This window comes from Pseudomonas sp. GW821-FHT02C04, from assembly GCF_059421845.1.
Genome location: NZ_JBWKVT010000001.1, coordinates 671984 through 696447, shown reverse-complemented (window position 1 = coordinate 696447; position 24464 = coordinate 671984). Strand labels below are relative to the sequence as shown.

The 24464-nt window shown below is 52.8% G+C and carries 37 protein-coding genes and 2 pseudogenes; 19 read left to right on the top strand and 20 right to left on the bottom strand.

Going from position 1 to position 24464, the window contains the following annotated elements; genetic code table 11:
* Position 1: 1 nt before the first annotated feature.
* Positions 2-625 carry a putative metallopeptidase gene (locus tag AC07VV_RS03230; RefSeq protein WP_495035259.1) on the bottom strand — a complete coding sequence of 208 codons (624 nt, stop codon included), beginning with the start codon at positions 623-625 and terminating at the stop codon, positions 2-4.
* A 77-nt stretch (positions 626-702) separates the two neighbouring features.
* On the opposite strand from AC07VV_RS03230, the gene AC07VV_RS03225 reads away from it, so the two are divergent.
* From AC07VV_RS03225 to AC07VV_RS03215, 3 genes are all read left to right on the top strand, one after another.
* Complete coding sequence (locus AC07VV_RS03225) at positions 703-1149, top strand: hypothetical protein (protein ID WP_495035258.1); 447 nt, start codon at positions 703-705, stop codon at positions 1147-1149.
* 57 nt (positions 1150-1206) lie between these two features.
* Positions 1207-1671 carry a hypothetical protein gene (locus AC07VV_RS03220; RefSeq protein ID WP_495035257.1) on the top strand — a complete coding sequence of 155 codons (465 nt, stop codon included), beginning with the start codon at positions 1207-1209 and terminating at the stop codon, positions 1669-1671.
* Between the two features lie 193 nt (positions 1672-1864).
* Complete coding sequence (locus AC07VV_RS03215) at positions 1865-2050, top strand: hypothetical protein (RefSeq protein WP_495035256.1); 186 nt, start codon at positions 1865-1867, stop codon at positions 2048-2050.
* 20 nt (positions 2051-2070) lie between these two features.
* Here the strand turns inward: AC07VV_RS03215 and AC07VV_RS03210 are convergent, their stop codons facing one another.
* From AC07VV_RS03210 to AC07VV_RS03160, 11 genes are all read right to left on the bottom strand, one after another.
* On the bottom strand, positions 2071-2403 hold the full coding sequence (locus tag AC07VV_RS03210) for a phage holin, lambda family (RefSeq protein WP_150634722.1): 333 nt from the start codon (positions 2401-2403) through the stop codon (positions 2071-2073).
* Between the two features lie 249 nt (positions 2404-2652).
* Complete coding sequence (locus AC07VV_RS03205; RefSeq protein ID WP_495035255.1) at positions 2653-3117, bottom strand: hypothetical protein; 465 nt, start codon at positions 3115-3117, stop codon at positions 2653-2655.
* 96 nt (positions 3118-3213) lie between these two features.
* Positions 3214-3597, bottom strand: a complete 384-nt coding sequence (locus AC07VV_RS03200) for a hypothetical protein (protein ID WP_495035254.1) — start codon at positions 3595-3597, stop codon at positions 3214-3216.
* Positions 3598-3761: 164 nt separating this feature from the next.
* Positions 3762-4439: a hypothetical protein gene (locus tag AC07VV_RS03195; protein ID WP_495035253.1), complete on the bottom strand. Its 678-nt coding sequence runs from the start codon at positions 4437-4439 to the stop codon at positions 3762-3764.
* Positions 4436-5038 (bottom strand): recombination protein NinG, encoded by a 603-nt coding sequence (locus AC07VV_RS03190; protein ID WP_495035252.1) that lies wholly within the window; start codon positions 5036-5038, stop codon positions 4436-4438. Before AC07VV_RS03190 ends, AC07VV_RS03195 begins: the two co-directional genes overlap by 4 nt.
* Positions 5038-5439: a recombination protein NinB gene (locus tag AC07VV_RS03185; RefSeq protein WP_495035251.1), complete on the bottom strand. Its 402-nt coding sequence runs from the start codon at positions 5437-5439 to the stop codon at positions 5038-5040. The genes AC07VV_RS03190 and AC07VV_RS03185 overlap by 1 nt, the downstream gene beginning before the upstream one ends.
* Entirely contained in the window at positions 5436-5666 is a 231-nt protein-coding gene (locus tag AC07VV_RS03180; protein WP_495035250.1) for a hypothetical protein, read from the bottom strand. Before AC07VV_RS03180 ends, AC07VV_RS03185 begins: the two co-directional genes overlap by 4 nt.
* Positions 5663-6460 carry a hypothetical protein gene (locus tag AC07VV_RS03175; RefSeq protein ID WP_495035249.1) on the bottom strand — a complete coding sequence of 266 codons (798 nt, stop codon included), beginning with the start codon at positions 6458-6460 and terminating at the stop codon, positions 5663-5665. The genes AC07VV_RS03180 and AC07VV_RS03175 overlap by 4 nt, the downstream gene beginning before the upstream one ends.
* Positions 6447-7418 (bottom strand): phage replication protein, encoded by a 972-nt coding sequence (locus tag AC07VV_RS03170; protein WP_495035248.1) that lies wholly within the window; start codon positions 7416-7418, stop codon positions 6447-6449. The genes AC07VV_RS03175 and AC07VV_RS03170 overlap by 14 nt, the downstream gene beginning before the upstream one ends.
* Before the next feature lie 179 nt (positions 7419-7597).
* Positions 7598-8020: a phage regulatory CII family protein gene (locus AC07VV_RS03165; RefSeq protein WP_495035247.1), complete on the bottom strand. Its 423-nt coding sequence runs from the start codon at positions 8018-8020 to the stop codon at positions 7598-7600.
* A gap of 82 nt (positions 8021-8102) precedes the next feature.
* Positions 8103-8315, bottom strand: coding sequence for a transcriptional regulator (locus AC07VV_RS03160; protein WP_495035246.1), 213 nt, complete (start codon positions 8313-8315; stop codon positions 8103-8105).
* An 88-nt stretch (positions 8316-8403) separates the two neighbouring features.
* Here AC07VV_RS03160 and AC07VV_RS03155 point away from each other — a divergent pair, with 88 nt between their 5' ends.
* From AC07VV_RS03155 to AC07VV_RS03140, 4 genes are all read left to right on the top strand, one after another.
* The gene (locus AC07VV_RS03155; protein WP_495035927.1) at positions 8404-9060 is read left to right on the top strand and encodes a LexA family protein; all 657 of its coding nucleotides are present in this window, start codon (positions 8404-8406) and stop codon (positions 9058-9060) included.
* Positions 9061-9104: 44 nt separating this feature from the next.
* Complete coding sequence (locus AC07VV_RS03150; RefSeq protein ID WP_495035245.1) at positions 9105-9416, top strand: hypothetical protein; 312 nt, start codon at positions 9105-9107, stop codon at positions 9414-9416.
* Positions 9417-9856: 440 nt separating this feature from the next.
* Positions 9857-10162, top strand: coding sequence for a DUF2388 domain-containing protein (locus tag AC07VV_RS03145; protein WP_495035926.1), 306 nt, complete (start codon positions 9857-9859; stop codon positions 10160-10162).
* Between the two features lie 182 nt (positions 10163-10344).
* On the top strand, positions 10345-10596 hold the full coding sequence (locus tag AC07VV_RS03140; protein ID WP_495035244.1) for a DUF1654 domain-containing protein: 252 nt from the start codon (positions 10345-10347) through the stop codon (positions 10594-10596).
* Between the two features lie 525 nt (positions 10597-11121).
* On the opposite strand, the gene AC07VV_RS03135 is transcribed toward AC07VV_RS03140, so the two are convergent.
* On the bottom strand, positions 11122-11466 hold the full coding sequence (locus AC07VV_RS03135) for a hypothetical protein (RefSeq protein WP_495035243.1): 345 nt from the start codon (positions 11464-11466) through the stop codon (positions 11122-11124).
* 270 nt (positions 11467-11736) lie between these two features.
* Here AC07VV_RS03135 and AC07VV_RS03130 point away from each other — a divergent pair, with 270 nt between their 5' ends.
* The 7 genes and pseudogenes from AC07VV_RS03130 to AC07VV_RS03100 all read left to right on the top strand — a co-directional run bounded on the left by AC07VV_RS03130 (position 11737) and on the right by AC07VV_RS03100 (position 14812).
* Positions 11737-11946 carry a hypothetical protein gene (locus AC07VV_RS03130; RefSeq protein ID WP_495035242.1) on the top strand — a complete coding sequence of 70 codons (210 nt, stop codon included), beginning with the start codon at positions 11737-11739 and terminating at the stop codon, positions 11944-11946.
* A gap of 26 nt (positions 11947-11972) precedes the next feature.
* A complete protein-coding gene (locus AC07VV_RS03125; protein ID WP_495035241.1) occupies positions 11973-12377 on the top strand; it encodes a hypothetical protein in 405 nt (134 codons plus the stop codon).
* Complete coding sequence (locus AC07VV_RS03120; protein WP_102687704.1) at positions 12374-12565, top strand: hypothetical protein; 192 nt, start codon at positions 12374-12376, stop codon at positions 12563-12565. Before AC07VV_RS03125 ends, AC07VV_RS03120 begins: the two co-directional genes overlap by 4 nt.
* Entirely contained in the window at positions 12562-12732 is a 171-nt protein-coding gene (locus AC07VV_RS03115; RefSeq protein ID WP_192560257.1) for a hypothetical protein, read from the top strand. Before AC07VV_RS03120 ends, AC07VV_RS03115 begins: the two co-directional genes overlap by 4 nt.
* 279 nt (positions 12733-13011) lie before the next feature.
* Positions 13012-13761: a hypothetical protein gene (locus AC07VV_RS03110; RefSeq protein WP_495035240.1), complete on the top strand. Its 750-nt coding sequence runs from the start codon at positions 13012-13014 to the stop codon at positions 13759-13761.
* The gene (locus tag AC07VV_RS03105) at positions 13758-14321 is read left to right on the top strand and encodes a siphovirus Gp157 family protein (protein WP_495035239.1); all 564 of its coding nucleotides are present in this window, start codon (positions 13758-13760) and stop codon (positions 14319-14321) included. Before AC07VV_RS03110 ends, AC07VV_RS03105 begins: the two co-directional genes overlap by 4 nt.
* Positions 14322-14416: 95 nt before the next feature.
* Positions 14417-14812 (top strand): annotated as a pseudogene (locus AC07VV_RS03100) (hypothetical protein).
* On the opposite strand, the gene AC07VV_RS03095 reads toward AC07VV_RS03100, so the two are convergent.
* Positions 14805-15386, bottom strand: coding sequence for a hypothetical protein (locus AC07VV_RS03095; protein ID WP_495035238.1), 582 nt, complete (start codon positions 15384-15386; stop codon positions 14805-14807). The pseudogene AC07VV_RS03100 and the gene AC07VV_RS03095 sit on opposite strands and share 8 nt — an antisense overlap.
* A gap of 413 nt (positions 15387-15799) precedes the next feature.
* Here AC07VV_RS03095 and AC07VV_RS03090 point away from each other — a divergent pair, with 413 nt between their 5' ends.
* The gene (locus AC07VV_RS03090; protein WP_495035237.1) at positions 15800-16057 is read left to right on the top strand and encodes a hypothetical protein; all 258 of its coding nucleotides are present in this window, start codon (positions 15800-15802) and stop codon (positions 16055-16057) included.
* Positions 16058-16183: 126 nt separating this feature from the next.
* On the opposite strand, the gene AC07VV_RS03085 is transcribed toward AC07VV_RS03090, so the two are convergent.
* Positions 16184-17128, bottom strand: a complete 945-nt coding sequence (locus tag AC07VV_RS03085) for a hypothetical protein (RefSeq protein WP_495035236.1) — start codon at positions 17126-17128, stop codon at positions 16184-16186.
* Positions 17129-17189: 61 nt separating this feature from the next.
* Between AC07VV_RS03085 and AC07VV_RS03080 the strand changes: the two genes are divergently transcribed.
* Positions 17190-17585 carry a hypothetical protein gene (locus tag AC07VV_RS03080; RefSeq protein ID WP_495035235.1) on the top strand — a complete coding sequence of 132 codons (396 nt, stop codon included), beginning with the start codon at positions 17190-17192 and terminating at the stop codon, positions 17583-17585.
* A 324-nt stretch (positions 17586-17909) separates the two neighbouring features.
* Here the strand turns inward: AC07VV_RS03080 and AC07VV_RS03075 are convergent, their stop codons facing one another.
* The 3 genes from AC07VV_RS03075 to AC07VV_RS03065 all read right to left on the bottom strand — a co-directional run bounded on the left by AC07VV_RS03075 (position 17910) and on the right by AC07VV_RS03065 (position 19735).
* Entirely contained in the window at positions 17910-18140 is a 231-nt protein-coding gene (locus tag AC07VV_RS03075; RefSeq protein ID WP_495035234.1) for a hypothetical protein, read from the bottom strand.
* 69 nt (positions 18141-18209) lie between these two features.
* Positions 18210-18398: a hypothetical protein gene (locus AC07VV_RS03070; protein ID WP_495035233.1), complete on the bottom strand. Its 189-nt coding sequence runs from the start codon at positions 18396-18398 to the stop codon at positions 18210-18212.
* 251 nt (positions 18399-18649) lie between these two features.
* Positions 18650-19735: a putative phage abortive infection protein gene (locus tag AC07VV_RS03065; RefSeq protein ID WP_495035232.1), complete on the bottom strand. Its 1086-nt coding sequence runs from the start codon at positions 19733-19735 to the stop codon at positions 18650-18652.
* A 76-nt stretch (positions 19736-19811) separates the two neighbouring features.
* Here AC07VV_RS03065 and AC07VV_RS03060 point away from each other — a divergent pair.
* Positions 19812-20465 (top strand): annotated as a pseudogene (locus AC07VV_RS03060) (DNA cytosine methyltransferase); the annotation flags it as partial.
* 289 nt (positions 20466-20754) lie between these two features.
* Here AC07VV_RS03060 and AC07VV_RS03055 read toward each other — a convergent pair.
* On the bottom strand, positions 20755-21564 hold the full coding sequence (locus AC07VV_RS03055; protein ID WP_495035231.1) for an HNH endonuclease: 810 nt from the start codon (positions 21562-21564) through the stop codon (positions 20755-20757).
* A complete protein-coding gene (locus tag AC07VV_RS03050; RefSeq protein WP_495035230.1) occupies positions 21561-22652 on the bottom strand; it encodes a PIN domain-containing protein in 1092 nt (363 codons plus the stop codon). The genes AC07VV_RS03055 and AC07VV_RS03050 overlap by 4 nt, the downstream gene beginning before the upstream one ends.
* Before the next feature lie 163 nt (positions 22653-22815).
* Here AC07VV_RS03050 and AC07VV_RS03045 point away from each other — a divergent pair, with 163 nt between their 5' ends.
* The gene (locus AC07VV_RS03045) at positions 22816-23058 is read left to right on the top strand and encodes a DUF4224 domain-containing protein (protein WP_495035229.1); all 243 of its coding nucleotides are present in this window, start codon (positions 22816-22818) and stop codon (positions 23056-23058) included.
* Between the two features lies 1 nt (position 23059).
* Positions 23060-24109 carry a site-specific integrase gene (locus AC07VV_RS03040; RefSeq protein ID WP_495035228.1) on the top strand — a complete coding sequence of 350 codons (1050 nt, stop codon included), beginning with the start codon at positions 23060-23062 and terminating at the stop codon, positions 24107-24109.
* Positions 24110-24464: the final 355 nt, after the last annotated feature.

The window sequence follows — 24464 nt, the reverse complement described above, 5'->3', positions numbered from 1 at the left end:
ATCAGGCCGACTTGAGCAGACAGGTTCCGCAGGCCCTCGCAATGTTCATTTTCCCCACCTCAGCAGGATTGTTTGCAGCGTCCACCAGCTCTTGAACTGCCGGACTCGCACCGTAGCGGCGGACAACTCCGACGAATTCTTCAACGTCGTGTCCGCGCATCTCGAGTTTGGGCAAACCTTCCTGGGTGAACGCTGGTTGACCGTATTTATCGGTCGCTTGGGCTATGTGATACAGCTCGTGCTCGACCAGGGCACAGAAGTCAGCGTCGGAACACTGGGCGCAGTAGTCGGCAGCCAGGGTGATGATGTAGGCCGGCACGTCGCCGAACCAATCCATCATCTGCTGTTCCATTCGGGCCTTCTGCCAACCTCCAGCACGGAATGCGACCTGCTCGGCCTGGCCCACCACCGTCCTACCCTTCTTCGTGAAGGCGGCAGACGCCCACATCACACGAATTTCCGCATCAATCAGATGGGCATGCTCTTCGTTTTGAATGCTGCCGGTATCGGCAAGGATCTCGGCCTGGAGCCATTCCCATACTTCAGGAGCTGGGGTCAGGCGGATACCGAAGTCGGATAGATCAGATAACTCAAGAAATGACGATGGAGGGAACGGCCTGTCCATGGATCACCCTAAACTTGAAATAGTGGCCTGTTGCCGGTATTGATGGGCGCATTTTCACTAGTAAGGACGCTCGACCTATGCCTTTTGCTCTTGTTCGCTCTGCTGCTATCGGCCTACTGGCTGCTACAACTCTCTTCGGATGCGCCACTGCACCAAAGGAAACTTGGACCAACAAAGGCCCCTCCGAAATTGTCACCAAGCAAGGGCAAAGAGTCTGCTATTCAGATGCCAACATCATCGGCGGTGAGCGGGTGTTCGGTATGCTATGCGCGACCCCGAACTCCGGATTGCTGAATGAAGGCGAGCCACTGATCTTGGCTGGCCCCGCTTATCACCGCCTCTTCAAAGCTGGTTTCGGCGAAACCACAAAAGGCATAAATGTGCCGCTTGGAGATAAAACTGGTCGACTTCAATGCGACCCCCTCAAGGCTGATGCTAATAAGTCTGCACCACAGAGTTTCTGCAGAATCACAGTGGACGGGCAGTTGGTGGTCAGTGCAAAAATCACCTTCGCCGATCAATAACTTGGCGGTGCCGCACTCACCGGCGGCACACCTCCCTTCCCCTACCTCGCTCAATGCTTGAAATGGTCGCTGGATGCCAGTGGCCACGTGATTGGCGCGACAAGGCTCAAGGCAAGGAACATGGTAAACCTAAAAAAACTGCGCATCGGGCTGACAATCGGAGCACTTGCCGGCCTACTCCCCATTACTTTGCTTTTCACAGCGGGCATGATTGGCATCTTTGTCCCCGCTATGTTTATTCCTCCTACCACTACCCTCGTGGTGGCAGGATCCATCGGTGTCTGCATCATTTCGATTTTCAGCATCGGTTCGGCTTGGAAAATCTACGCGCTCTCAATGGCAGCCTCACCTAATCTTCGAAACGCTCGCCTACTGGCGTTTGGCGCTGTGGTGACCATGGTCTGGGGTTTGATCGTCGCTTACTACGTTCGCGAAATCCCAGAAGCCACATGCATATTCCTGATGCCTGGAATCACTTCCTCGATGATGCTCGCAATTACCCTAAAACGAATCAGGGTCTGAGAAGACCGGCTTGCGATACAGCCCACACTTGAAACCACTCTTCAGCATCGCGGCACAATTTGCTGATTCGCTGAACACGTCGAGACAAGTCCTTGATTGCTCAGTCGGCAAGAAAAGTCCCCACTCATCTGTTTCACTGGAAAATAAGATCTCAGGGACTAGGGTGTAGGAATTGACTCAAGGGGACCAGGCCATGGAAGAAGTGTTCATCGTACAAAAGAGACCCGCGAACGGCGTTTTGAACGGCTTCTACTATCGAATCGTCGATGCCCGAACAGGTCAGGCGATCAATCAAAACTTCCTTCAGGCTGCGCAGGCAGAATCTCATTGCCAAGTGCTGAATGAACAGCTCACCAGCCCCGAGCAAATCGAAGCGTAGAGGTCCCGCCAAGGCCCTCACTACTCAGGCTTGCGGCTCGGCAACTTGAAGTCAGTCACCCGGTCCGCGATGTTGCGGATCTTCTCCACTCCCAGAAATCCAACCCAGCCGCCGGCAAAAGTGGCCATGCTCTGCGGCAGGCCGAAGAAGTCCAGGCCGCTGATGATGGTCAGTGTCAAGCCGCCGCAAATGGCGCCTTCCACCAGCATCTGGCGACGAGTACCGCCCCCATAAGTGATCCGCAGTACAGCCATCGCGCAGGACAGCGCAGCCGCATAGAGGATCGGCGAATGCTGGCTCAACCACGCAAGCGCTATCGCCCATGTGTCTGGTTTGTCTGGCATGTTTGGCATCTCGATTCCTCCCCGTAAGGGAGTGGTGGTCAATTGGCAGGCAATCACCTGCGTATTTGAATCAGCTCCAACTGCACTCCCAGCTTGGAGCAATGGGCGTGGGGAGCTGAAAACAAAAAGCCCCTGCATATGCAGGGGCCCTGTTTAGATGCGCTCGTCTTTACGGCGCTGTTCAATAATTTATTCCAACGTCGACGCCATATCTCATCGACCCATCATTCCCAACTCTTGCAAACTTGAATGAATTATTTAGTCGCCGCCTAACTTCCAGCGGCTCTCACGCTTTTCGGGCGTCTGGGGCGTCTGGGGCTTGTTGGTCAAAAGCATTGAGTCTGACTTCTGCTCTGGAGCAGGTAGCTCCGCAAGCGTGATAGAGATTTTAGCCTCTTCAAAGAGCGAATGATAATTATCTTCAAACTTCACATACTCTGCCGTCAGTTTCGCCATCGAGGCCGAATCGCACGGGTCTTGCACCAAGTGATTTTCTATACATGCTTCAAGTGATTCTGCTTCGGCGCTCACCTTTTGGGCAAACGATTTGTAGATCTCATGTCTCTTGTCGAGCAGGAATGATTCAAGATCCCGTAATGCAAACCAAACTGCCCATGAATTGGCCACTTCCAATGACCTGAAAGGGCCTTCAACGCGCTCGCCTATCAACACGTTCCAGTCATCCGGCCTATCTTTTGATTGCTCAACAATATATTCGGTCAAGATCAAGCCTCCTATGTTTAAGCGAGGCAAGTTAACAGGATTTGAAGAGGAAACAAAAAACTCCGCGCTTTGCCGGGCATCATCGACTGATCCGTTTCAGTCTTCCTTTTTTTCATAGTCTTCGAGGTCAAACCAAGCATCCGAGGCCTTCACCACAATGATATGCTCTTTGATGTTCGTCTGATCAGAAAGCTTCTTGTGATTATCAATAGCTTTCTTGGCTCGGCCGAAAACTACTTCTGGGCTAGTTTTTTCTGGAAGGCCAGAAATGAAATATGTTGCATCAGGGAGCTGCTTCATACCCCCAGACATATCCTTGATGGTCTGAGAAAATCCCTGTTCGGCCATGCGCTCATGGAAATTCTCGTATTGGCTGCCGTTCGAAAGCTGAACGCGTACTAGAAATGCGGTTTCTTGATCTGGCAAGAATGTAGTGTGAGGATCGCGAAAGATCCTCTGCATAGCGAAGCTGAGTTTCATTTTGACCATCCATAGTTAGGTGATGTCACCTTACATATGGGCGGCTTGATAAATTTCAAGCTCTAAAAACCCGGCATTTTGCCGGGTTCAGGGTTTGGTGTGCGTTTCGCGTTACTTGTGCACTATGGAAAAAGTACGCGCAAAACCCCACCATGTCAACAACTTTATGCCGCCTCACGATCTTTTTCCGAGTGGATCACCTGCCATATTGGCTTCTGTGCCTGAATATCCACTTCCTCGATCACCTTTTTCAGTGAATCCCACAAGGCAATCCAGTCCCTGTTCCAATGCTTTGGCTCAATCGCCACACCGAAGAAGCCATTCATCTCCGCAGCCACCCGCGCCGGCCCCCACTCCGCCGCCCCCTGGACTTGCCCCTTGTACGACTGCAGGGCCAGAGTGACCAAATACTGTGCCTTCACGCGCTTGGCCGAAGTCAGATCCGGTAGAGCCGCTTTGGCGGTGATCAGCAGCACAGCGTTCAGCAAATGCCGCATGTTCATCGCAGGGTGATACAGGTAGTGCCCGAACTGCTGCACCTGGAAAGGCAGTGTGTCGATCGCGCGCAACACCTTACCGATCATGGCCAGGTGCGCGGCGCGAGCAGTAGAGCGACCAACTGGCGTGCGACGTGTTTCACTGATGCTGATCCTTTCGCGCACGACCTGAATGCGCTCTTCCTTGTCATCACCCAGCGCAGCGAACACAGCCTCATGCCGGCGCATGCGGGCGCCCTTCTTCACCGGTGCCGATTCGGCTCGTTCAATTGCCGCAGCGCTGATCGACGCGTTCGATTCGTGCTGTGCCTCAGTCCATACCTGCCTTGCGTTGATCAGTTTCATGCTGCTTCCTTTTTCAGTTCTCTGGTCTTTGCCCGATATTCGGCCTTGATGGTTTTGATTTCTTCGACGGTGTACTTACAGGCCGGATGAGCCCCTTCAAGCCAAGCCACCTTGTCGGCACCGATGCGCAGCACCAGGCGGATCCGATACTCCACCGCGTTGCCGGACAGGTTGCGGTTGCACTTCACGCACTGGCGGTGGATGTTCAGCGGCTCGAAGCGCAGTTCCGGGCAGGCGCCGACGGAGCGGTAGTGCCCCGCGTCCCAGCGGCTGCCGGTCAGGAGGTCGTTGTCGTTTGGCATCGAGTCGCAGCTGATGCACGGTAGATGCGCGTCTCGCAGACGGACGTACTCGTTCACCGCGGCTTGTGCCTCACGGATGTGATCCGCCCTGCTCTTCAGCTTCTCCTTGCGGACCTTGATCTCTCGGCGCTCGCGTTGATCGATCGCTTTGCGGGCCACCTGCTGGTTCGACGGCTGCTTGGCCAGATCCAGCGCGCACTTCACGCTGCAAGCCTTCTGCGTCGAGAGTGACGGCCGGAATTTGTCACCACAGGCTCTGCAGCTTTTCAGCTTCACCTCCTTGAGGGCAGTCCGCATCAATACCGCCCTCCCCACTTGTCTTGCTCCGTCCAGCGCACGCCATGCTCGGCACCGAAGGCCTGCATCAGCTCGAACAGATCACTGAACCACTTCTGGGACTGCTTGCGGGTGGAAACGGCCATCACGACAAATCCACCGTCCAGGCCGGGCTCGGCGCGCTGCTTCTCCAATGAGGCGCTGAAAAGGCACTTCCAGTCCTCACTGGTGAGCTTCTTGCCATGCCAAATGACTTGGTCAGAGACGTCCTTGAGCATTGCCCACATCTTCCGGTTGCAAACGTCTGGACGTTTCTCGTCTCGGATCACCACGACCTTCGGCTTGCTCAGGTCGATGGCGTGCAGAACGCCGGCCAGCCGGTTGACGTCGAGTTGGTCGCGGAGCGTGTATTCGGGATTCATGGCGTCACCTTCACGCCCAGAGTCTCGACCTGCTCCTGGAGCTGGTCAGCAGCGCACTGCAATGCCTCCACCTGCCCGCGTAGAGCAGCATTCTCAGCGCTGACATGGTTGAACTGCGCGGCGATGTGTTCTTCCAGCGACACCCGATCACGCTGCCAGTCGATCTCGTCGTGGAAATATCCGAAGCGCTCGCAGAGGCTGCGGTGGAGGTTTTTGAAATCGTTCACTGAGCCGCGCTCCTTGCTTCCAATTGTTCGGCCTGCTGAATCAGCAGCGCCCGGCGATCGGCCAGCTCATTGGCTGCCAAAATTCGCAGTTCTGTTTTTTCATCATCTGAGGCTTTGCGCATAGCCAGCATCGAGTCCTTCACCGCGGCGAGCTTCTCCCGGAGTTTTGGCGAAGGCCGCGCGACTTCGCCTGTGAGCAGCGCAACGACAGCCCTACCGTCTTCAGTGACCGGCGCGACACTCAAGTCGGCCAGGTACTGCTGGGCGCGCTCTTGGGGAATGCGCTGCATCTGTACGGCCTTGGTGATCGCCTGGGTGCGGCGGTTGGCGTCGAATCCAACGGACACGTGCCAGTTGACCTGCTTATTGTCCTCACGGGCCTGGCCAACCAATCGCTCGTAGGCGCTTATGAACGCCATCCGGGCGCCGACCTTGTCGCCGGCATCGAGGACAGGTTTTGCAGCGGCCAGCGCGAGCTGGATTTCGTCGGTGAGCACCACGGTTTCGAACTCGTCGTTCGTGTTCATGGCGATCGCCCATGCTTCGTCCTTACCCGGGCGACCGTCGGCGGCCTGCACTCGTTGGAGAATGTCGGCCATCGCCAGCTTCCCCTTCACCTCGAAGCGGCAGGCCTTCAACGCAGCCTTCACGGTGGGCACCGAGTAAGCGCAGAGGTCTTCAGCCATCATCGCCGCAGTGCCTGGGTTCATTTCCTGACCCATGGCCTCGGCGGTGGCGCAGATCGCTGCAGCGAGCCCGGCAACCTGGTGATCGTTCATTTCAGAGGTATTCATTGCGCTCTCCCCCTTGGCGCTTGGCCAAGACCATTTGCGCGGCTTGCTCGGCAGCGGAGACGTTTGCCTCGGTACGCTCCATCTGGCGGGCGGTGGTCCCGTTGATGCGCTGACCAGTAACCCACTGGGTGTGGTAGCTCTCGGCGTTGGCCAGCAGCTCGTTGAGGCTGTGGCACTTGCGCAGGACGCCGGCGTCGCTGGTCTTCAGGTAGTGAGCTGCGACGTGATGAGCGACATCGGCGCCGAGTCGGTCAACCAGTTGGCCGAGCTGTCCACCAATCTTGGCGTTCCACACCGGCCAGGTGCTGTAGCGCTTGCGGTAGGCCATGGCGTAGTTCGCCCAGACCTTGAAGGTTTTGCAGGACTGATCTTTGGGACCAGGCATGTCAGCGGGGATCTCGACCCGTGGCGCGTCAGTGCGGTCAACCACCAGCACCAGGTTGCGGGCCGGCTTGCCGGAGCCGCTCTGCAAGTCCTGACTGGTTTCCTGATTGGTATCCTGATGATTGGTATCCTGATTTGTCGGAGATTTTTCCGACCCTTCCTCGGATTTTTCTCCGACCTTGATCGGATTTTTTTCCGAGGTAGATCGGATTTTCTTCCGACCTTCCTTCTTCGGCGGGGTCGGATATTTTTCCGACCCGTCCAGCTTCTGGTTCCACTCGATCGCCTTCTCGGTGAGGCGAAACAGGGTGATGTTCGATGTGCTGGAAAGCTCAATCAAACCGGCCTCTTCCAGGGCCTTCAGCATGCGGTAAGCGGTGTCTGGCTTATCGGTGAGCAACGGCAGCTCTTCGATGACTTTGGCCTTGCTTAACGCGAAGAAGATCCCGTCGTCGGTCTTGATCGGCTTGGTCCAGCTCGGACAGCCATAGACAAAGGCAAACAGCAGGGCCTGCTGCGAATTCAGCCCCCACTCCAGCGCCTTCACTTGATTGATCGTGACGGTGAATTGCATGTCAGGTCTTCCTGACGCGAAGGAAAAAAACACAAGTCCGCGACACGTTTGGTGAATTCTGAAAACGTGTCGCGACATTGTTCGGGGTATTGCTCGAATTGGGTTGGCTCTGCATAATCGGGCCTCTCTAGTTTTGCGAATTAGCCGACCTTCTCCGTCGGCTTTTTTGTGCCCGCTATTCAGGCGGCCTTAACGGACGCGTCCATCACATCTAGGCTCTGGCGTACGTGGTTGATCTCCTGCCGGATCAAGCTCTTCTCGAAAGCGCTGACGTGGTTGTCGTCGAGCGCTTGGTGAACTGCGATTGTCAGATCGGCGACTTCTTTTCCTACGTTGATCAGCGATTTGGTCAGCGCCTGAGGTTCGGGCGCGGACTTCGATACCAAGTCAAAGCCGAACTCATTGGCCAGTGCCAGCAGAGGACGCATGTCCCCGGTGTGCAACAAAATCCCGAACAAATGCTCAACGGTCAGGTGGTGAGCCTCGTTGTCGGGGTTCGCGCGCTGAAGCAAACCAACATGCGGAACGCCCATCTTTGCAGCCAAGGTCTTTGGTGCATTGCCCTTCACTGCTGCCTGGCACGCGTCCAAAAATTCTTCCATTCGTAAAACCTCAAAATAGTTTCCGTGGCACCCTGCCAACGCTTGGGCGAACATTTGATCCATCGGTCGATGGGTAGGCATTTCAAGCCGCGGACTGCTGATCCTTCTGGCGCGTACAAAGGTCTCGAGCCGTGATTTCTCCGCCCGTCAGCGCCTCCGCTTTAAATGCTTTTTCAGCACCCATCGTGTGAATACCGGCGACCCAGTACGAAACCGCGGCTTGGGAAACATCGAGGGCCAAAGCTGTTTTGGTTTGCCCGCCAAAAAAGTCGACGAGTTTTTCGATCGGGGTCATGCAAGAACCCTCCTAATAAGCATGCTTATATCGTAAGTAGAAGGATACTTATTTGCAAGCTGATAAGGGAACTTATAAATTCCAGCGAATGAGCACACTCGCCGAACGAATCAAATCCGCGCGGAACCACGCAAAGCTGACGCAGAAAGCCCTCGCACTAAAAGTGGGTGTTGAGCAGCCGGTAATCTCGCAGCTTGAAACAGGAAAAAACCTGCAAAGCGCACATCTACCCAAAATTGCGCATGTATGCGGGGTTAATGCCATATGGCTTTCTGAAAACATCGGTCCGATGATTGGGGGGAGCAGCAAAGACTTGAATGTTGGCGAAGCGCGCCAACATGTTGAGTCATATCGCTACCCGGTGATCAGCTGGGTAGCAGCTGGCGCGTGGGCCGAAGCCATTGAGCCCTACCCTGCCGGTTTCTCCGATCGGTACGAGTTCTCCGAGTACGACTCAAAAGGTGCGGCTTTCTGGCTGACAGTCAAAGGCGACTCTATGACCGCGCCAGCGGGCCAGAGCATCACTGAAGGCACTCTCATCCTGGTCGACACCGAAGCCGAGGTTGCCCCGGGCAAGCTGGTTGTGGCCAAGCTGCCAGATAGCAATGAAGCCACGTTCAAGAAGCTTGTCAGTGACGGCGGACGCTTGTTTCTGAAACCACTAAACCCTGGTTACCCGATTGAACCATTTGACGAGCATTGCCGAATCGTGGGTGTCGTGGTCCGAGCGCTCCAGAAGTTTTAGCCAGGTAAGACACGCTGCGTCTCACACCAATAGGAAAGGATTCCATGAAAAAGCTGATGGTTGCCGGGATCATTGCTCTCTTTGCGATAGTCATCTACACCCAGCTAACTGTTTTCGTCGTCCCTCCGATCGGTGCTGTGCCGGAGGGTCGCACAGTGATAATGCTGCGCCTGAACCAAACCAACTTTATCGACAGTGCGGACGCTATGTGTGAGCGACTGCAAGGCAGTGTGAGCCTGCTCTGCCGAGGAGTGACCATGGGGGCAGTAGTGAGCAAGACCACAATCATTGCCCGCCTGCCCTACTCAGAGCGGCTGTATCTAATTTCTACAGGTGGGAAGCGGTATGAACGATAGTACAACCCCTATACGACGGCGTTACTGAACCGAGATTGGGAATCTGATGGATTTTTTTGAGTTCATGGGCAACCTATGCAGCGTGCTCAGTAGCTACCAAGGCTATGAAAAACCTCGCCGAGTCTTCACCCGAGGATTCGTTTTATTCTGCGTGATGGTGGCGGTTTTTGAACTGATCGCACTGAATCTCTACTACGGAAAGATTGGTTGAAGCCAAAGAAACTGTGAGAGATTTGGGACGAGTTGACGTCGTTTGAGCATGTGCGTGTCATCAGTTACGCAGAAGACAAAAACGAGATACTAAGGCAGATCAAAAAGGGTAATCCTTCTGCTCTGCAATAAAATACCCCGGTCCAGAGCGGGGCTGTTTCTGCCAAATCCCTCGTCTGACATCGCTATGCAATCAAAACCACGCAGCAAGGAGGCTGTCATTGAAAGCCCTGGCTATCGCCATTTTGGCAATTATCAGCACTCAAATCCTAGCGGAGGACAAGGGCTCGTACCAAAACTCGATGATGATGATCACGATGGCTCCAACTACCCTCCTGTCAGGAACTACCGGACTTTCTGAGTTAGCTACAAAAAACTTCAAGCCTGCGAAAGCCGATGCGCTTGCGTTCATCGGTTCAGATGGCGAGATCCGCGGCGCTCAATTTGAGCAGGCGGTTCGGTTCTATCGCTCGACCTATAGGCAGCCCCATATGACTGATCAGCAGTTGGCTCTGGCGATCGCGACATCGTACTGAGACCTCTACACCTCGCTCTCAAACTCTTCAATCTAGCTCACATAGAACGCACCACCTCACAGCCGCAACTCTGCTGAGGACCAGAGATCACTCGCGCGCACCTCATTACGTCCCCCCTCTCCTTGCCAAACTATGACAGCCACAATACTGTATGTACATCCAGTATAAGCAAGGAGCTATCAATGCCCGCTACTGCTTCATCCGCAAGCCACTCCCGAGAGTCTTACGAAATTGTCGGTCGTCGAATCCAGCGCCTCATCACCGCTCCGAAGGTGCAAAAGGTCCAGGTCCTCACTGTTGCTCGCAATGACGACGAAAGTCCGGAAGCCTGGCAGCAAGTGATTCAGGAGATAGAAGAAACAAGCGGTGTGCGCATCGAGCACCTGGAGGGAGGGGCCGTAAGGATCGGGTGGCGAGGGTATTGCGAAGGTTGAAACGAGCCCGCCAGTGAGCGGGCTTTTTTTCGTACACACGAAATAATATAAGCACACTTATCGACTCGATAAATAAGTCCGCTTATATTTTAGTCAAGCCAAACGACACCGGCCCCGCAGCGAAAGCCGCGCCGCTCTTTAGCTCCACCGCTTTACCTTGCCGGATCATCACCGGCCCAGATTCGAAGGCAGCGATGAACCGGCCTCAACGGTTCAGAGGGTTGGCAACTGACCCGGGCGTGCAGCGTAAAACGTCGAAAGCAGTTATCCAGCGGGAGAACAAGCCGAAAGGCCCGCGGCTGGAGGAACAATTTGAGATTCAAGCCGTTGACTGCCGCCAGTAGCGGGTCACGGCAAACAGATTTACCGATGCCGCTTTTTTGAGGCGGCATCAATCCACAGCGCAGAGCTCTCCTTGCCCTAAATCTCAGATGATGGGGACAGTCAGGGAGCGCTCTGCGGTGTGGATTGTGAGCGAGCAAGGAGGTTGCAAGCCCGGACCGGCGCCAGTAGCGGGTCTGGGTATTACTTTCTGGCCATCGGCGCGTAGTTAGGGCACATGGTGTTCATGTACTGCTCTTCACCTTTGAAGATCGCTTGAGCATCGCTGATGGCGAGCTGAAATTCAGGTCCTTTGTCCACCTTCAAAATTTCCGCTCTGAGTTCTTTGTTACTGACCAATGTCGGATCGTCCAGCATGTTTTGAAGCGTGTATTCCTTGAATGGATGCAATTCTGCACAAGCGCGCCCAACAGCTACCCCAACAACGGCAAGCTCATGAATGCTCGACTCTTCCGAAGCCGGTGTGACAGCAGCGCAGCTGAGTGGCATGAGCGCTGCTAAGCAGACAATTTTTGCAATGGGTTGCATGGTGGATCGTCCGTAATAAAAAACTGTACGCACGATATCGGCACCATTTCTCAAACCATCAGTTTTCAACGATCCCCGCCCCCCGACACCACCCGAATGCACTCTCCTCCGCGCCCAACGGCAACCAGCGGAGCGGATGAGTGCATCCGGGTTTTGTTGAAAATCACAAGGAGTCCATCAATGGGTACAAGGCGATATGCCCAACCGAAGACCACCACTGTTTCGGTTGGGCTTCGAATGGAGCCCAGGCTAAAGCATCTGGTGGACATCATGAGCCGCAGTCAACGCCGCTCTTTGACAGCCATTTTTGAAGCTGCACTTGAGGCCTACGCAACAGGCGGCGAACGTTTGATCGCAAGTGAAACGTGGTCAACAGACAGCGATGAACTGCTGATTCGCCTGTACCAGGAAGCCCCACATCTTTGCTCCTTCGACGAGGAAGTCGCCGCTAAAGCTCTCATCACTTCCCGCGTTGATTAAGCCACCCCGCCACCTTGGAGACGACCATGTCAGCTCTACGCAAGCTCATCCCGGAAGACGACTTTCTCGATACGGAGGCTGGCCAGGAATGGCTGGCAGAGTCGGTCGACGATCTGCTGTGCCGGCGCCATGTCGAAGCGCCGAATCTGGTGGGTCGAAGCAAGGTCCTGGTCAACGCTGATCACCTGCCGGAAGCGCTGGCGGATCACATGGCTGCGAACCCAGACCCAGACCGCTGCATCGAGAAAATCCTTATCGAACTGGTCCGCCGTGGCGACGGCGGGATCTTGCACGCTTGGGCCGTCGAAGCCGTCGGCGGTGATCCACAGGTCGTTCGGACGCTCGCCGGTGACTTGGTCGCTGTGCACGCCAACGAGTACCGAGATGCCAAGCGCGAAAGCGATCGCGTCGAGCAGGAGTGCGGCTTTTGAGCCCGCACATTCTGATCGACAAAGCACTTGATGGTGTGACCGCTCCCTTCGCCCATGAAGAGACAGGCTTGCTCGTACAGGAGCTGATCACCCGACTCTTCACTGACGGCGCCATCACCATCGACGAGTTCAATCACTACTGCAAGCGGCTGCGCGACGTCTGTCAGCAGCGCAAGGAGACAGCATGAGTACGGCACCGGTTAAATCGCTGATTGATGAACAGCTCGCTGAAATTGAGCGAAGTTTGGCTGTGATTGGCGCCGGCATTCCACGCGAACTGCCCGTTTCAAAACTTCCGCCAAAGTTGGTGGCAGCGATCAAGACCGGTCGCATCACCGTGAGGCCTCGCCCATGAAGATCATGTTCTGGATCCTCGCCACCGGCCTCTTAATCGTAATGGCGGATTACACCGCAACACGAAACAACGCTGATGCGTGCCAGCTCCCGCCGGTGAAAGCATCCCGGCTATTCCAATGACTGGCCGTCAGTGGGCCCGTCGCACGCTGATCTGGCGCGGCTCATTCTCCGCCATCGGCGTCTTCACCTTCCTGATGCTGCTCAGCGCCCTCGCCGACCGGATCACTCAGTAACCCACTTCTTTCAGAGCTGCGTACTTGCGTGGCGGGAGATAGTCATGTCTGCACCCAACCTCGCCCTATGGGAAGAGGTCGAAAAGACCGACCCCAAGTTCACAAAGGAATACACCGGCCTCGGCGGTTTCACGGGTACCGCAGTGAATGCCCAGTACCTCGCTAAACGCGCCACCGAGCAGTTCGGCCCGTGCGGTACCGGCTGGGGTTACGACGTCATCGAGGAGCGCTTCGATATCGGCGGCCCACTTTTGAACAAAGAAGGATCGGTGCTGGCCCATGCCCAAGTGCACACCCTCAAAGTCGCGCTTTGGTACTTGGGTGGCGACGGCGAGCGCAAAACGATCACGCACTATGGGCACACACCTTTCATCACTCAGAACAAATTCGGAAGCATCAGCACTGACTTCGATGCCCCGAAAAAATCCCTTACTGATGCGATCGGCAAGTGCCTGAGCCAGTTGGGCTTTTCCGCCGATGTTCGCTTGGGTCTTTACGACGACATTCACTACGTCAACGAGCGCCTGGGTGAAGCCGAAATCGAGCGCGCCGAGGACAAGATCGAAGCGAAAGAACGTCTGGCGGCCGAGTATCGCGAATGGCTCTCGGGAACACTTCACCTGATTGGTACCGCACAGTCGCTCAATGAGCTGGAACAGCTCTACAAATCGGCGATGCGCAAGTTGGACTTGCGCAAAACCGATCCAGATTGCGCAGCCCACAAACTCAAATTCACACGTGCCAAGGACGCCCGAAAAGCGGACCTTGAAGACGCTATGGAAGGTGCAGCATGACTGACCTCTACAAACTGAATACGCAGATGGCCGAACTCTTAGCTCTGGCTGACACCGACGACGAAGGCCTACGCCAAGCTATCCAAGACACCATGGATGGCATCAAGGGCGAGTTTGAAGTGAAGGCCGACAACGTCGTCATGCTGCGCCGGAACATCGAAGGTGACATCGACGCCATCGATAAGGAGGTCGACCGTCTGAACGAGCTCAAGCGCATCAAGAAAAACACCGTGGGCCAGCTCAGTGATTACCTTCGCAGAAACATGGAGGCCGCAGACATCAAGTCGATCAAGCGGCCACTGTTCAGCATCACTCTCGCCCTTTCGCCCGAGAAGGTCATCGTCGACAACGAACAGGCTGTACCCGATGAGTTTGTCTCGTTGAAGAGCGTGATTACACCTGACAAGAAAATCATCGCTGTCCGACTCAAGGAAATCCGCGATCACAACGAAGCTGTGCGCAAGCGCATCGAAGCCGGCGAAGACCTGGAGCATGAACTGCTACCGGAACCGGCCTGGGCGCACCTTGAGCGCGGTGAAAGCTCGATTCGGATCAAGTGAAGGAAGCAGCGTGAGACGAACCACAAACCGGGCGGCCACGCGCCGTCGACAGACCTGGCTGGACTTGCCGGCCAGCGGAATTGAAGAGGTAGGCCATGGCCGAAGAACAGGAGCTGACAGCGGAAGCTATCAAGCAGCGCAGGAAGCGCGAGAAGGCAGCAGCCAAAGACGTTGCATTGGGCGTCGAGAAGTTTACGGTTGAGGTGGCCGGCGTGTTCAAGCCCGACCTCAAGCAGGTCATGGCCGCCCACGGCATCAACAACCAGCAGGACGTTCACCAGCGGCTGCTGATGAACCTGATCGCCGCCGACTTCGATACCTAAGCGAAGATGCTTCGCTGTGTCACGACACCTTTTGTTGTTACAGAAAAGGTGTCGCGCATCATTCAGGCCGCTGGCATGAAGTCGCTCTCCGACGATCCTCCAGAGCAGGGAGACGAGATCCTGCGGCCCAAACCGGCTTTAGATGATTGCCACCTGCCTATCATATGAATGAAATTGGTTTATGAGAGTCCAGTTGGCGCCCAGTACAAAGTGTGAATGTTTCCTTTATATGCAGTTCGGCTGAATCTATTAATCCAACCAAGTCTTTTACCGCCGCATTTCTCGCAGCGTTTAAAACAGGATTTATGCAAATCTCCAAAATTGTATTAATGGTAGCTTTAGTCTCAGCGATTTTTTGATATGTTTCCTTTACGCGCAGAAAAAACATCTTATCCACAACCGCCAAATCAACAATGTGCTTATCGAATATGGATGAGTGAAAAGGAAGTATCATACCTGTGGTGTAATCGTTTTCCTTAGAAGTCTTAACGTGAGTGGATCCGTCCGATCCTTTCAGCACTTCCACCGTAAGGGCCGGATCGCTAAGCCGGTCAACAACGTTTCGCAAGATAAAAATCGTCCACGCATTCTTAGACATTTCCTCCGCAATGAGGATTTTGTATGCGGATATTTTGCGTGTCTTTTCCGACCTTTTTTTAAAAAACTCAACAATTTCTTTAAAAACAAATAGAAAAACAGCAACGACAACTGTTATTGGAAAAAGCTTACTCAGTTCAAACACATATCGCTCCTTTCCGGCTCCATGCCGGGCCGAACACAAATACCCCACTTCTACGAATCACGCCAGCCGGCGAGGCAGGCGTATGCCTGGAGAACTGCCATGAGCATTCCCGCAAATGCCTTGAGCGACGAAGAGTGCCTGCACTACGGCATCGCTCGAGCCGGCAGCTGTTGCCGAGCTGACCCGCCGCCTGACTGCTCAATGCATCGCCCCGCGCGCTCAGTACGACGAGCTTCAAGAGCAAATACGCCAAATTGAAGACGATGCTGACGAGGTCGCCGGCGAGCTTAGCAACCTGCAGGACGAAGTCGAAGATGCCTGCATGTGGATCAAGCGAGCGATGGATCCAGACGACCAATCAATGACCATCAACCAGTTTCTGCAGAAGGCCCTCGACTGCCTGGAGTGACCCAATGACTACTTTTGCCGTGTTTGGAATGAGTGAGAGCTGGGCCCGCGAAGAAGCAAAAATGACCACCAGCACCCACAAGATGGATGGCGGTAAGCGTCTCGAACGGACGATTGCTGAATGGGAGGAAGCGGTTGAGGCTGAGGTCGAAAGGATCATGGCAAGCAAAAAGAGCGTGCGCCTCTCACCAATGTTCGATGCCCCCAGTACGCCCAGCAGTTTATGGAAATGGCCAGGGCGAGCCTCGTTTGTCGAGACCTGAAGATTCGGACGAAGGCGGTGCTGGTCGACGTTAAGAACAAGCCGATCATCAACGCAAAAACGGGTGTACCAAGAGTAGGATTTGCAGACTGGACACCAAACAAGGAATCGCAGTCAGCTGCATAGATTAAGCCGGCTGACTAATCCCGTTCTGGATGCCTCCAATTTTTATTTCGGTATGGAATTGCCCTTTCTCAATAGGGTCAGATATGTAAATTTCCGACAAATCAAATACAGGGCCTTCGGCAACATAAAAGATAGATGACCTATTGCCACGCATTATATCGAATATTCCAGGGCCGAACTGAGCAACCTGCATGATATGAAGCGCCGCGGCTGCCTGCAAAACATTATGCATCGTGCCCATATGAAAATTCCCTTCGCGATCATGCTTCACCTTGTTGTATGCCTCATACCATGGCAGAGAAGCGCTCGGCTGCAAAATATTCCAACGTCGAAATGGATGAAAGTCTCCAGTGTCATAGTCATTAAGCCTTACCGTCCATTCAGTAAGTCTTAGTGGCGTACAGACCTTTAAGTAGTTTTTTGTGGTAAATCTACCATTGGCCTGAACTTCCATATCGTTGGCCTTGAGAACGCCGGACCAGCAAGCTTCTATCTCTGTACAGAGAAGAATTAATAGCTCTCTAAATCTATGACCAAATGTACCGAAATTTTCTGTTTGTGGTTCTACGACACCAAATAATGCTTTCACTTCTGAGAATAGACTTTCCGCAGCTACAATTGACCGCATGTAGGTTTGGCCGTAAACCCGGCCAGGATTCAACTTGTCGTATCCACCCGTTAACGTCCTGCGAAAAACACCTCGCCATATCCTAGGGTGAAACTCGCCAGGCGACAAAACAAGATGCGCGCCGTCACCTACAACCCTAACCATGTTTTCAGCGATGCAGGTTTGACAAAACTCTAATTCTTCAACTTCTTGGTTTACGTAATGTCGAGTTTCATACCAACCACCATATTGAGGTATGTAGCAAACAACTTCATGACCGTAATGGATCGCAAATGCTATCTCTTCTGAATCGGTATTAAATCCAAAAACGCTAGGCATATACCCTCCAAAAAAACTCACTCCCTGATCAACGCTGAAAAAATAGCGCTGGAGAACCCTTATGCCCTTAGTTGCGAGAGGTTTCAAGTTTCTGCGCCGCATGTCAGTCGTAATTGCAGATGAATCTATAAATCTCTTCTGGCGAATCCTCTCCAAGCTCCTAACCCACCCGGCCATCGCTTCCTGGCTCATCGCCCGCACTAAGCTCACCCGGTACCACCACATCCTGCCCGCTGCGCGCCAAGCCCTTGCTGAGCTGATGGCCTGGAGCGGTATCGAGGAAACGGGCGAGGCGATCACGCTTATGATTCACCACCTGCACGGCCTTGGCCCGGGCGGCGCCCTTCCCCTGCTTGAGCCACCGCCGCGACACGTATACGTGATACCCGAAAACGTGTCGCGGAAACTGGAGATAGCCTACAGCCGGGAAGCGCTGTGGATCAGTCAAGACGAATGAGGCAGGATCGGGTAGTTACTTCCGGAGTGAAACAATCAGTCCCGCCACTCGGGAAAGTGTCTCTGCATCATTTGGCTTATCCACCAACACCTTCAGAGGGGAGCGTTTCAAGTCACCCGGCGCAGGCCAAGACAGCGTGAGGATGCCTACTTTATCTTCCGGATAGCTGATTAACCGAATTTCGAAGTAACACGTCAGATCGAGAGTTGCGAGTTCCGCCTCGCGTATGTAAATGCTCATCCATGTATCTCATCAAGTTTTACGGCTTACCCGTATACCGCAACCCAAACCAAATTGCCACCACCGGTCACAGAGGGCGGCGCCCTAGCCGATATCTCGGTCTACCCAGTGTTTGGCGAGCCAGCTTGGAATCAACAATGTTCGGGAGGCATCAATTTTCTTGTCGGCATCTGGCAACTGAGCGACTTCAATACCGAAATAAACCATCCAGCTTCCATCTGCCTGCATTTCGAGAGCTGTTAAGTACGTCCCGACCTCTGCTTCGGTCAGACCGCTTTGCTCTGCGATGAGTTTGTTGGAAGGTTTTCCGTCCATTCCAGGTTCCTTGATCCGGCCACATGCCAGGGTGATAACAAATACCGAAACGGCCGGCAATGTGTCTGCTCAGACAAGTCTTGGCGCTTCAACCAGCCTATGCGCCGACTCCATGTAGCTGGCCAGGTCGATCACCTCGCGAAGGAACACTACCACCTCAAGCTTCACTGCGTCGTCCGGCAGCCCTATCCGTTTCAGCATTGCCTTGGCGTCCTCTTCGATCGCCGCCAGTGCGTCTACATCGCTCTGCATCCTCATGTCGGCCTCCTGCCAGTGTGAGATTTCAGATAAATACCCCACTTCTGAGAATCAAACCAGCCGGCGAGGCATACGGTTGTGTGCAAGGACCACAACATTCGCCAGCAGTACCCATCTACGGGCAATTGCATAGAGACCATGTGGTTGCCACGCTACCAATCAGAAATATACCTTCGAGAGCCGCTTATAACCGCCCTGAGGTCACCAAAGTTAGGAATGCCCACATCAAGATCACCTACATTGAGATGTTACTATCTAGATCTATTCCGCTCGGCATCTCTCAGACGGTCAATCCTTTCACGTATATGCTTTTGTAGTCTTCCTGGGCTGATCTCCTCGGAATCCGCAAATGCGAGATCATCAATTAAATCTGAGCACGCAGTAAAATGATCGCCAAAATATAACCTATCGATGTGTTTCAGCAATGAAAATCTTTCAATATAATATTTCATGCCCTCTCCCTTTTGAGTCAAACAGTTCAATAAAATAACATTCAACTCCATTGAGCTTAACTGAGCACGAAGCATGTTCGCATAGTTTCTTTGTGTATTATAGTTTTCCGCCCAAGCCCGAGCATTAGCCATAGAGGACGGCCTAGCGAGACGCAACGGGTCCATCCCTAAGCTATCTATCTGTTTTAGTATCTGATACAGGTTACGAAAATAATGCGCTAATTGTTTTTGATATCTTAGTGAGAGCGTGCGACTTGCGTCCAACAAGCCTTTCCTATAAGAATCCGCAGATGATATATTTCGCCCGAACGGAAAATAATTGCTTACTATATACTTGAACGCTTCAGCCCCCACGACCTGCCTCTCTTCAACCTTGTTGAGTGAAACAGTGGCATATACCATAATCAGTTCATTAGCTAACTTTGAATGAATATCAAGCAAACGAAAAAAAACCGACTCAAAATTCTGCCTTTCGAATATCGCACTCTGTTGAGCTTGAATTCTTTGATTCTCCTTAGACTCTAAGCGCGCCAACGCTAGCTCCTTGTTCTGAGCCCGTAAGCTGTAGAGAACTGCCATCAATGCTGCAAAACTAAGGAGAGGATTAAGCAAGCCGCCGACAAAATCTCCGATCTGCCCCCAATAAGCTGCGGTCTCAACATGCTTAATCTCTACATGAGGAATGTCCATTCCTTTCAAAAAATGAAAATAAACCGCAAGGCCAATTCCCAGCACTGCAAATATCGAAACACTTGCAATTAGGATAGGAGCCAAGAATGTAAATATACGATCTATAAGTTGATAGAACTCCATTACAAGGAAGTTAAAACCCGCTCGACGCCGATATTTATAGTGATGGATAAATTCTGTTCTAAAACGCTGCACTTCAGGGCTCCTAGTTGTGGCTGTGAGCCATCATAGCAGGCGCGGCCGAAACTCCTACATTTCAGATGAGCTCACTATGAACATCACTTATGGAAGCGTCTGCTCCGGCATTGAGGCGGCAACGCTTGCGTGGAAGCCGCTCGGCATGCGCGCCGCGTGGTTCGCCGAGATAGACCCCTTCCCCAGCGCAGTGCTCGCCCACCACTACCCGAATACGCCGAACCTTGGCGACATGACCAAACTCGGCGCCCAAGTGCTGGCCGGAAAGATCGCCGTACCGGACGTCCTCATCGGCGGAACCCCGTGCCAGGCGTTCAGCGTCGCCGGCATGCGCGAAGGACTCACCGACCCGCGCGGCGCCCTCACAATCAAATACGTGGAGCTTGCAGATGCAGTTGACTATGTTCGCGCCGGCCAGCGAAAGCCCGCTTGCGTTGTCGTCTGGGAGAACGTCCCCGGCGTCCTCAGTGACAAAGGGAACGCCTTCGGATACTTTCTTGGCGCGCTTGCTGGGGAAGACTGCGAACTGCAGCCTTCAGGGAAAAAATGGCCGGACGCTGGTTGTGTGTATGGACCCAAAAGAACAATCGCGTGGCGGATCCTGGACGCCCAATATTTCGGCCTGGCCCAACGACGCCGCCGTGTGTTCGTTGTCGCAAGTGCTCGAGACGGATTTGATCCCACCGAAGTACTTTTTGAGCGCGAAGGCGCTCGCAGGGATTGCCCGCCGGGATGGGAAGAGAAGCCGAAACTTCATCCTACTCTCACGGCACAAGGGGGTGGGTCTCTCGATGATCGAGAGGCATATGTTCTGGAGGCCAATGGTGTCCGCCGCACCAGCGTAATCGAATGGGAACGCTGCCAAGGCATATCTGATAACTATACCTTGATCCCTTGGCGCGGAAAGCCTCCAGAGGAATGCCCCGATGGGCCTCGATACAAGGCAATCGGAAACAGCAAAGCCGTGCCAGTTATTAAGTGGTTAGGTCAACGCATCCTGAAACAGCTAATCTAACCAGTTATTTTTTCAAGCGCTTAATCAATACTTCCTTGATACCAAAATAATCAAACTGCGTTTTTTTCATATACAAGTGAACAGCCGCATGACAATTTGGACATAGTAATGCCAAATCAGACGGCTTTACCTTCTGTGTTGACTCATAAGTTGAAATGGCCGACTTGTGATGGGCTTCAATATATGGAAATGCATAGAGCGATTCAAAATCAATAGCACATATTTCACAAACCCAATCCGCAGAGGCTTTGACCGCCGCAACAACCGCCGCGCTTCTTTCTGCCATAAGATGTGTGACATACCGTTTACCACCCTCTTCATAGTACTGTTCTACCGGGCTAGTATTTGCACTTACAAAAACTTTCTTGTCACGTTGCAGAATCACGTAGGTATCCATTATTTCGGAGACCAAAAACCTCCCCTCGAAACTCCACTCCCTCCCTGCGTCTGTAAATAAAAATATTGGATACAGATGCTGCGGTTGATTAATTAGCGCCTGATTTGCTTTTTCAGCATATGAGATAATTTTACTCCTCGCCTTAAAGGAGTAGTGATAGGTCATTTCATTACTATCCGCCCAGCCATCACCCTCATAACTACCAGGACGCACTTTAACTATCACACCACTTAAGACTGGAAACTCACCAATCCAATTAATCCCCTGCTGAGGCGTGTTACCAATTAAAAATTCCGCGCCACCCCAATAAGGGGACGACTGAATTTTAGAGTACTGAACCAAATCATAAAGATTTCGCTTTGAAACACTTTCGCGACCTATCAACTTAAATAGATCACTACCTTCCGTAAGCATCATAGGATTTGCTCAAGCACAAATGTTTCAATAAAAAATGCATCTCGCAAACTAAGATCGCTTCGTAACACCGGATCGACATCGCGTAAGTACGCTGTCTCGAGATTATACCCTTTCGAATTTAACATGACAGGCATATCCACTATGGCATTGAATTTAGAAAGCTGCCGAATACGCTCACCTTCTGAGCATTGCTCAGAGCCACTATCCTCCCCCAAACTTTCTTGCACATCTATCACTTGATCAACCCAAATCTCCAGACCAATTACTACATTGAACTCTGCGTGCCCAAGCTCCACTTCATAAAGATCCGAATCCACAACGCACAGATTCTTAAAGTAGAACTGCTCAGCAACGACTGCATCAATCGATGGTCCTGTATCGAACTCCAGAAGCCCCAAGTAATGTCTTGCAGCATCGAGAATCTCACTCTGCAGCTTATCAAGCATCTGACCTGCAAAAACAGACAGATCGAAGGGACCTACATGATTTAATGCATTAATTATCGGATCAAGATTATTAAAATGAATTAAAGAAGAGTACTCTGAGCAAAAACTCTCCATATCGCGATCGTTGCTTACAACATATATAGAGCTATCTTTAACCCGTGAATAGTTCACCAGAGACAGCAGAGCGAACCCATCAGGAAATTCGTGCTTTTTACTTTCACTGAAAGGAGGACGTCCAGAAAAATACCTTTCAAAGACCTCAACAGGATCAACATCGTCAAACGGCACTATCTCAGGCTTAGCTAACTCGACAAAACGACTGTAATTTTCGAGCAACGCGTCGGATATATCCAGTGCAGACACCCGCTCAAAAACACCCGAAACTGGCAACTCTGTTGCATTCCTGAGAACCATTGCCTCTTTTGTAAAATCCTTGACGCTCTTTGCGGCCTTAGCGGCCCCTGCCTTTATATGCCCTCTAATCTCGAAATCAACAATAGGACTCATTAATAAAATAATTTCACCAGAGGATGCCAACAGTGACAAGCGTTCTAGCTCATAAGTTAAAAACTGAAAGTTTTTTCCTTCATAGATATTCGTATCAACAAATACATACTTGGATTCCAATACAAAGTCCGACACTGATACGTCCTTCTCTGACAAGCAAATATTGTAATTGGCAAATTGCCAGCATAGCTCATGTAGATCGTGGATAGGAGGGACATCGTGAAAATCGGACTGATGTTTCCGGCCTAGAAACGCACATCACCACCTTTCTCCGCTATGGGCGGTATGGAGCACCAAAATGGAAGCCGAAATCCTCTCGGATGAAGAACTGGCGGAACTAACAGGCTACAAGGCTAGGGCATACCAGAGGCGCTGGCTGACAGATCGTCAATGGGTCTACGTCGAAAGCCGCGGCAAACGTCCGCTGGTGGGTCGGATGTATGCCCGCATGCAATTGGGCATGATCAGCCCCACCATTACCGACCCTAACCCACCGCCGGCTGCACCGGTATGGACACCTGACTATTCTCGAGTGAACTGATATGCGCCCCCGCAATAACGAAACCCGCAATTTGCCTCCCCGGATGTATCAGTGGACACGAATACGAAAGAGCGGAAAGGTGTGGGTCGCCTATTACTACCTGGACATGACAGGCAAGGCGATCCCGCTGGGCAAGGATCTGGACTTGGCTAGGATCAAATGGGCGGACCTGGAGGCGAAGGAGAAGCCGCTCGATCTGCGCACCATGAAGGGCATCTTCGACCGATACATCCGCGACATCGTATCGAAGAAAGCACCGCGCACGCAGAAAGACAACCTTTCGGAGATCAAGCAGCTCCGGCCAATGTTCGACAGCGCTCCCATCGACTCAATCACCCCTGCAACTATCGCAGGCTACCGCGACGCGCGCACCGCCAAGGTTCGCGCGAATCGCGAGATTGCCACCCTCTCCCACGTGTTCAACATTGCTCGAGAATGGGGACTGACGACCAAAGAAAATCCCTGCCAAGGCGTGCGCAAAAACAAGGAAACACCGAGGGACTATTACGCGAATGATGTTGTTTGGGATGCTGTTTACGTGAAGGCAGCTCAAGAGCTGAAAGACGCGATGGACTTGGCCTATCTGACCGGGCAGCGACCGGCGGATGTCCTGGTCATGAGGAAGGACGACGTCGAGGGAAATTACTTGGCAGTGCAGCAGAACAAGACACACAAAAAGCTGCGTATCCAAATCACTGACGGTGATGAGCCAAACAGTTTGGGCCTCCTGATCGGGAAAATGGCCGAGCGCAATGCTCAGCACATTTGCAGCTATTTGATCGTGAGCGCACGCGGCAAACGGATTACGGCAAAGATGCTCCGCGATCGATGGGACGACGCCAGAGAAAAAGCCAAAAAAGAGGCTGAAGAAAAAGGCGATGTTCCGTTGGCGGAGAAAATAGGAGGCTTCCAGTTCAGGGACATCAGGCCGAAAGCGGCGTCGGAAATTCTCGACGTCGGTGATGCAAGCCTACTCTTGGGGCACACCAAAGGTGACATCACCGAGCGCGTCTATCGACGAATTGGCGCCATTGCAAAGCCCTCGAAATAGCCCGAAAAGCGTTACAAAACTCAAACTTCGCCCCTTGTAGAATGGGGGCTGTAGAGGTGTTGAAAAATAAAAGTATCGTAACGAAAATCGCCTATAAGCCCCGGTTTAATTGGCTTTGAATATCGGTCTTGAAAACCGTCGACTGTAACAGGTCCATGAGTTCGAATCCCATCGCCTCCGCCATATTTGATACGACAAAGCCCTGATTATTCAGGGCTTTGTCGTTTCTGGCATTCTGAAAATATTTCGTTCCTCACCACGGCGTTCTGCCGACTGAACACAATCCAATTTCCTGCAACACTAGACGCCCCTTTATTATCTCAAGCCTAACCAACAGATAAACATCTGCCGAATC

What these genes read in the sequence shown, in the direction of transcription:
- AC07VV_RS03055 (WP_495035231.1), bottom strand. Translation starts at nt 21,564, where the DNA reads ATGATGCTTACGGAAGGTAGTGATCTATTTAAGTTGATAGGTCGCGAA.
- AC07VV_RS03190 (WP_495035252.1), bottom strand. Translation starts at nt 5,038, where the DNA reads ATGCGGACTGCCCTCAAGGAGGTGAAGCTGAAAAGCTGCAGAGCCTGT.
- AC07VV_RS03210 (WP_150634722.1), bottom strand. Translation starts at nt 2,403, where the DNA reads ATGCCAAACATGCCAGACAAACCAGACACATGGGCGATAGCGCTTGCG.
- AC07VV_RS03200 (WP_495035254.1), bottom strand. Translation starts at nt 3,597, where the DNA reads ATGAAACTCAGCTTCGCTATGCAGAGGATCTTTCGCGATCCTCACACT.
- AC07VV_RS03230 (WP_495035259.1), bottom strand. Translation starts at nt 625, where the DNA reads ATGGACAGGCCGTTCCCTCCATCGTCATTTCTTGAGTTATCTGATCTA.
- AC07VV_RS03155 (WP_495035927.1), top strand. Translation starts at nt 8,404, where the DNA reads ATGAGCACACTCGCCGAACGAATCAAATCCGCGCGGAACCACGCAAAG.
- AC07VV_RS03130 (WP_495035242.1), top strand. Translation starts at nt 11,737, where the DNA reads ATGAGCCGCAGTCAACGCCGCTCTTTGACAGCCATTTTTGAAGCTGCA.
- AC07VV_RS03110 (WP_495035240.1), top strand. Translation starts at nt 13,012, where the DNA reads ATGTCTGCACCCAACCTCGCCCTATGGGAAGAGGTCGAAAAGACCGAC.
- AC07VV_RS03040 (WP_495035228.1), top strand. Translation starts at nt 23,060, where the DNA reads ATGCGCCCCCGCAATAACGAAACCCGCAATTTGCCTCCCCGGATGTAT.
- AC07VV_RS03185 (WP_495035251.1), bottom strand. Translation starts at nt 5,439, where the DNA reads ATGAATCCCGAATACACGCTCCGCGACCAACTCGACGTCAACCGGCTG.
- AC07VV_RS03165 (WP_495035247.1), bottom strand. Translation starts at nt 8,020, where the DNA reads ATGGAAGAATTTTTGGACGCGTGCCAGGCAGCAGTGAAGGGCAATGCA.
- AC07VV_RS03140 (WP_495035244.1), top strand. Translation starts at nt 10,345, where the DNA reads ATGCCCGCTACTGCTTCATCCGCAAGCCACTCCCGAGAGTCTTACGAA.
- AC07VV_RS03045 (WP_495035229.1), top strand. Translation starts at nt 22,816, where the DNA reads ATGGAAGCCGAAATCCTCTCGGATGAAGAACTGGCGGAACTAACAGGC.
- AC07VV_RS03170 (WP_495035248.1), bottom strand. Translation starts at nt 7,418, where the DNA reads ATGCAATTCACCGTCACGATCAATCAAGTGAAGGCGCTGGAGTGGGGG.
- AC07VV_RS03085 (WP_495035236.1), bottom strand. Translation starts at nt 17,128, where the DNA reads ATGCCTAGCGTTTTTGGATTTAATACCGATTCAGAAGAGATAGCATTT.
- AC07VV_RS03215 (WP_495035256.1), top strand. Translation starts at nt 1,865, where the DNA reads ATGGAAGAAGTGTTCATCGTACAAAAGAGACCCGCGAACGGCGTTTTG.
- AC07VV_RS03075 (WP_495035234.1), bottom strand. Translation starts at nt 18,140, where the DNA reads ATGGACGGAAAACCTTCCAACAAACTCATCGCAGAGCAAAGCGGTCTG.
- AC07VV_RS03195 (WP_495035253.1), bottom strand. Translation starts at nt 4,439, where the DNA reads ATGAAACTGATCAACGCAAGGCAGGTATGGACTGAGGCACAGCACGAA.
- AC07VV_RS03135 (WP_495035243.1), bottom strand. Translation starts at nt 11,466, where the DNA reads ATGCAACCCATTGCAAAAATTGTCTGCTTAGCAGCGCTCATGCCACTC.
- AC07VV_RS03150 (WP_495035245.1), top strand. Translation starts at nt 9,105, where the DNA reads ATGAAAAAGCTGATGGTTGCCGGGATCATTGCTCTCTTTGCGATAGTC.
- AC07VV_RS03080 (WP_495035235.1), top strand. Translation starts at nt 17,190, where the DNA reads ATGCCCTTAGTTGCGAGAGGTTTCAAGTTTCTGCGCCGCATGTCAGTC.
- AC07VV_RS03070 (WP_495035233.1), bottom strand. Translation starts at nt 18,398, where the DNA reads ATGAGGATGCAGAGCGATGTAGACGCACTGGCGGCGATCGAAGAGGAC.
- AC07VV_RS03160 (WP_495035246.1), bottom strand. Translation starts at nt 8,315, where the DNA reads ATGACCCCGATCGAAAAACTCGTCGACTTTTTTGGCGGGCAAACCAAA.
- AC07VV_RS03125 (WP_495035241.1), top strand. Translation starts at nt 11,973, where the DNA reads ATGTCAGCTCTACGCAAGCTCATCCCGGAAGACGACTTTCTCGATACG.
- AC07VV_RS03225 (WP_495035258.1), top strand. Translation starts at nt 703, where the DNA reads ATGCCTTTTGCTCTTGTTCGCTCTGCTGCTATCGGCCTACTGGCTGCT.
- AC07VV_RS03090 (WP_495035237.1), top strand. Translation starts at nt 15,800, where the DNA reads ATGACTACTTTTGCCGTGTTTGGAATGAGTGAGAGCTGGGCCCGCGAA.
- AC07VV_RS03175 (WP_495035249.1), bottom strand. Translation starts at nt 6,460, where the DNA reads ATGAATACCTCTGAAATGAACGATCACCAGGTTGCCGGGCTCGCTGCA.
- AC07VV_RS03115 (WP_192560257.1), top strand. Translation starts at nt 12,562, where the DNA reads ATGAGTACGGCACCGGTTAAATCGCTGATTGATGAACAGCTCGCTGAA.
- AC07VV_RS03105 (WP_495035239.1), top strand. Translation starts at nt 13,758, where the DNA reads ATGACTGACCTCTACAAACTGAATACGCAGATGGCCGAACTCTTAGCT.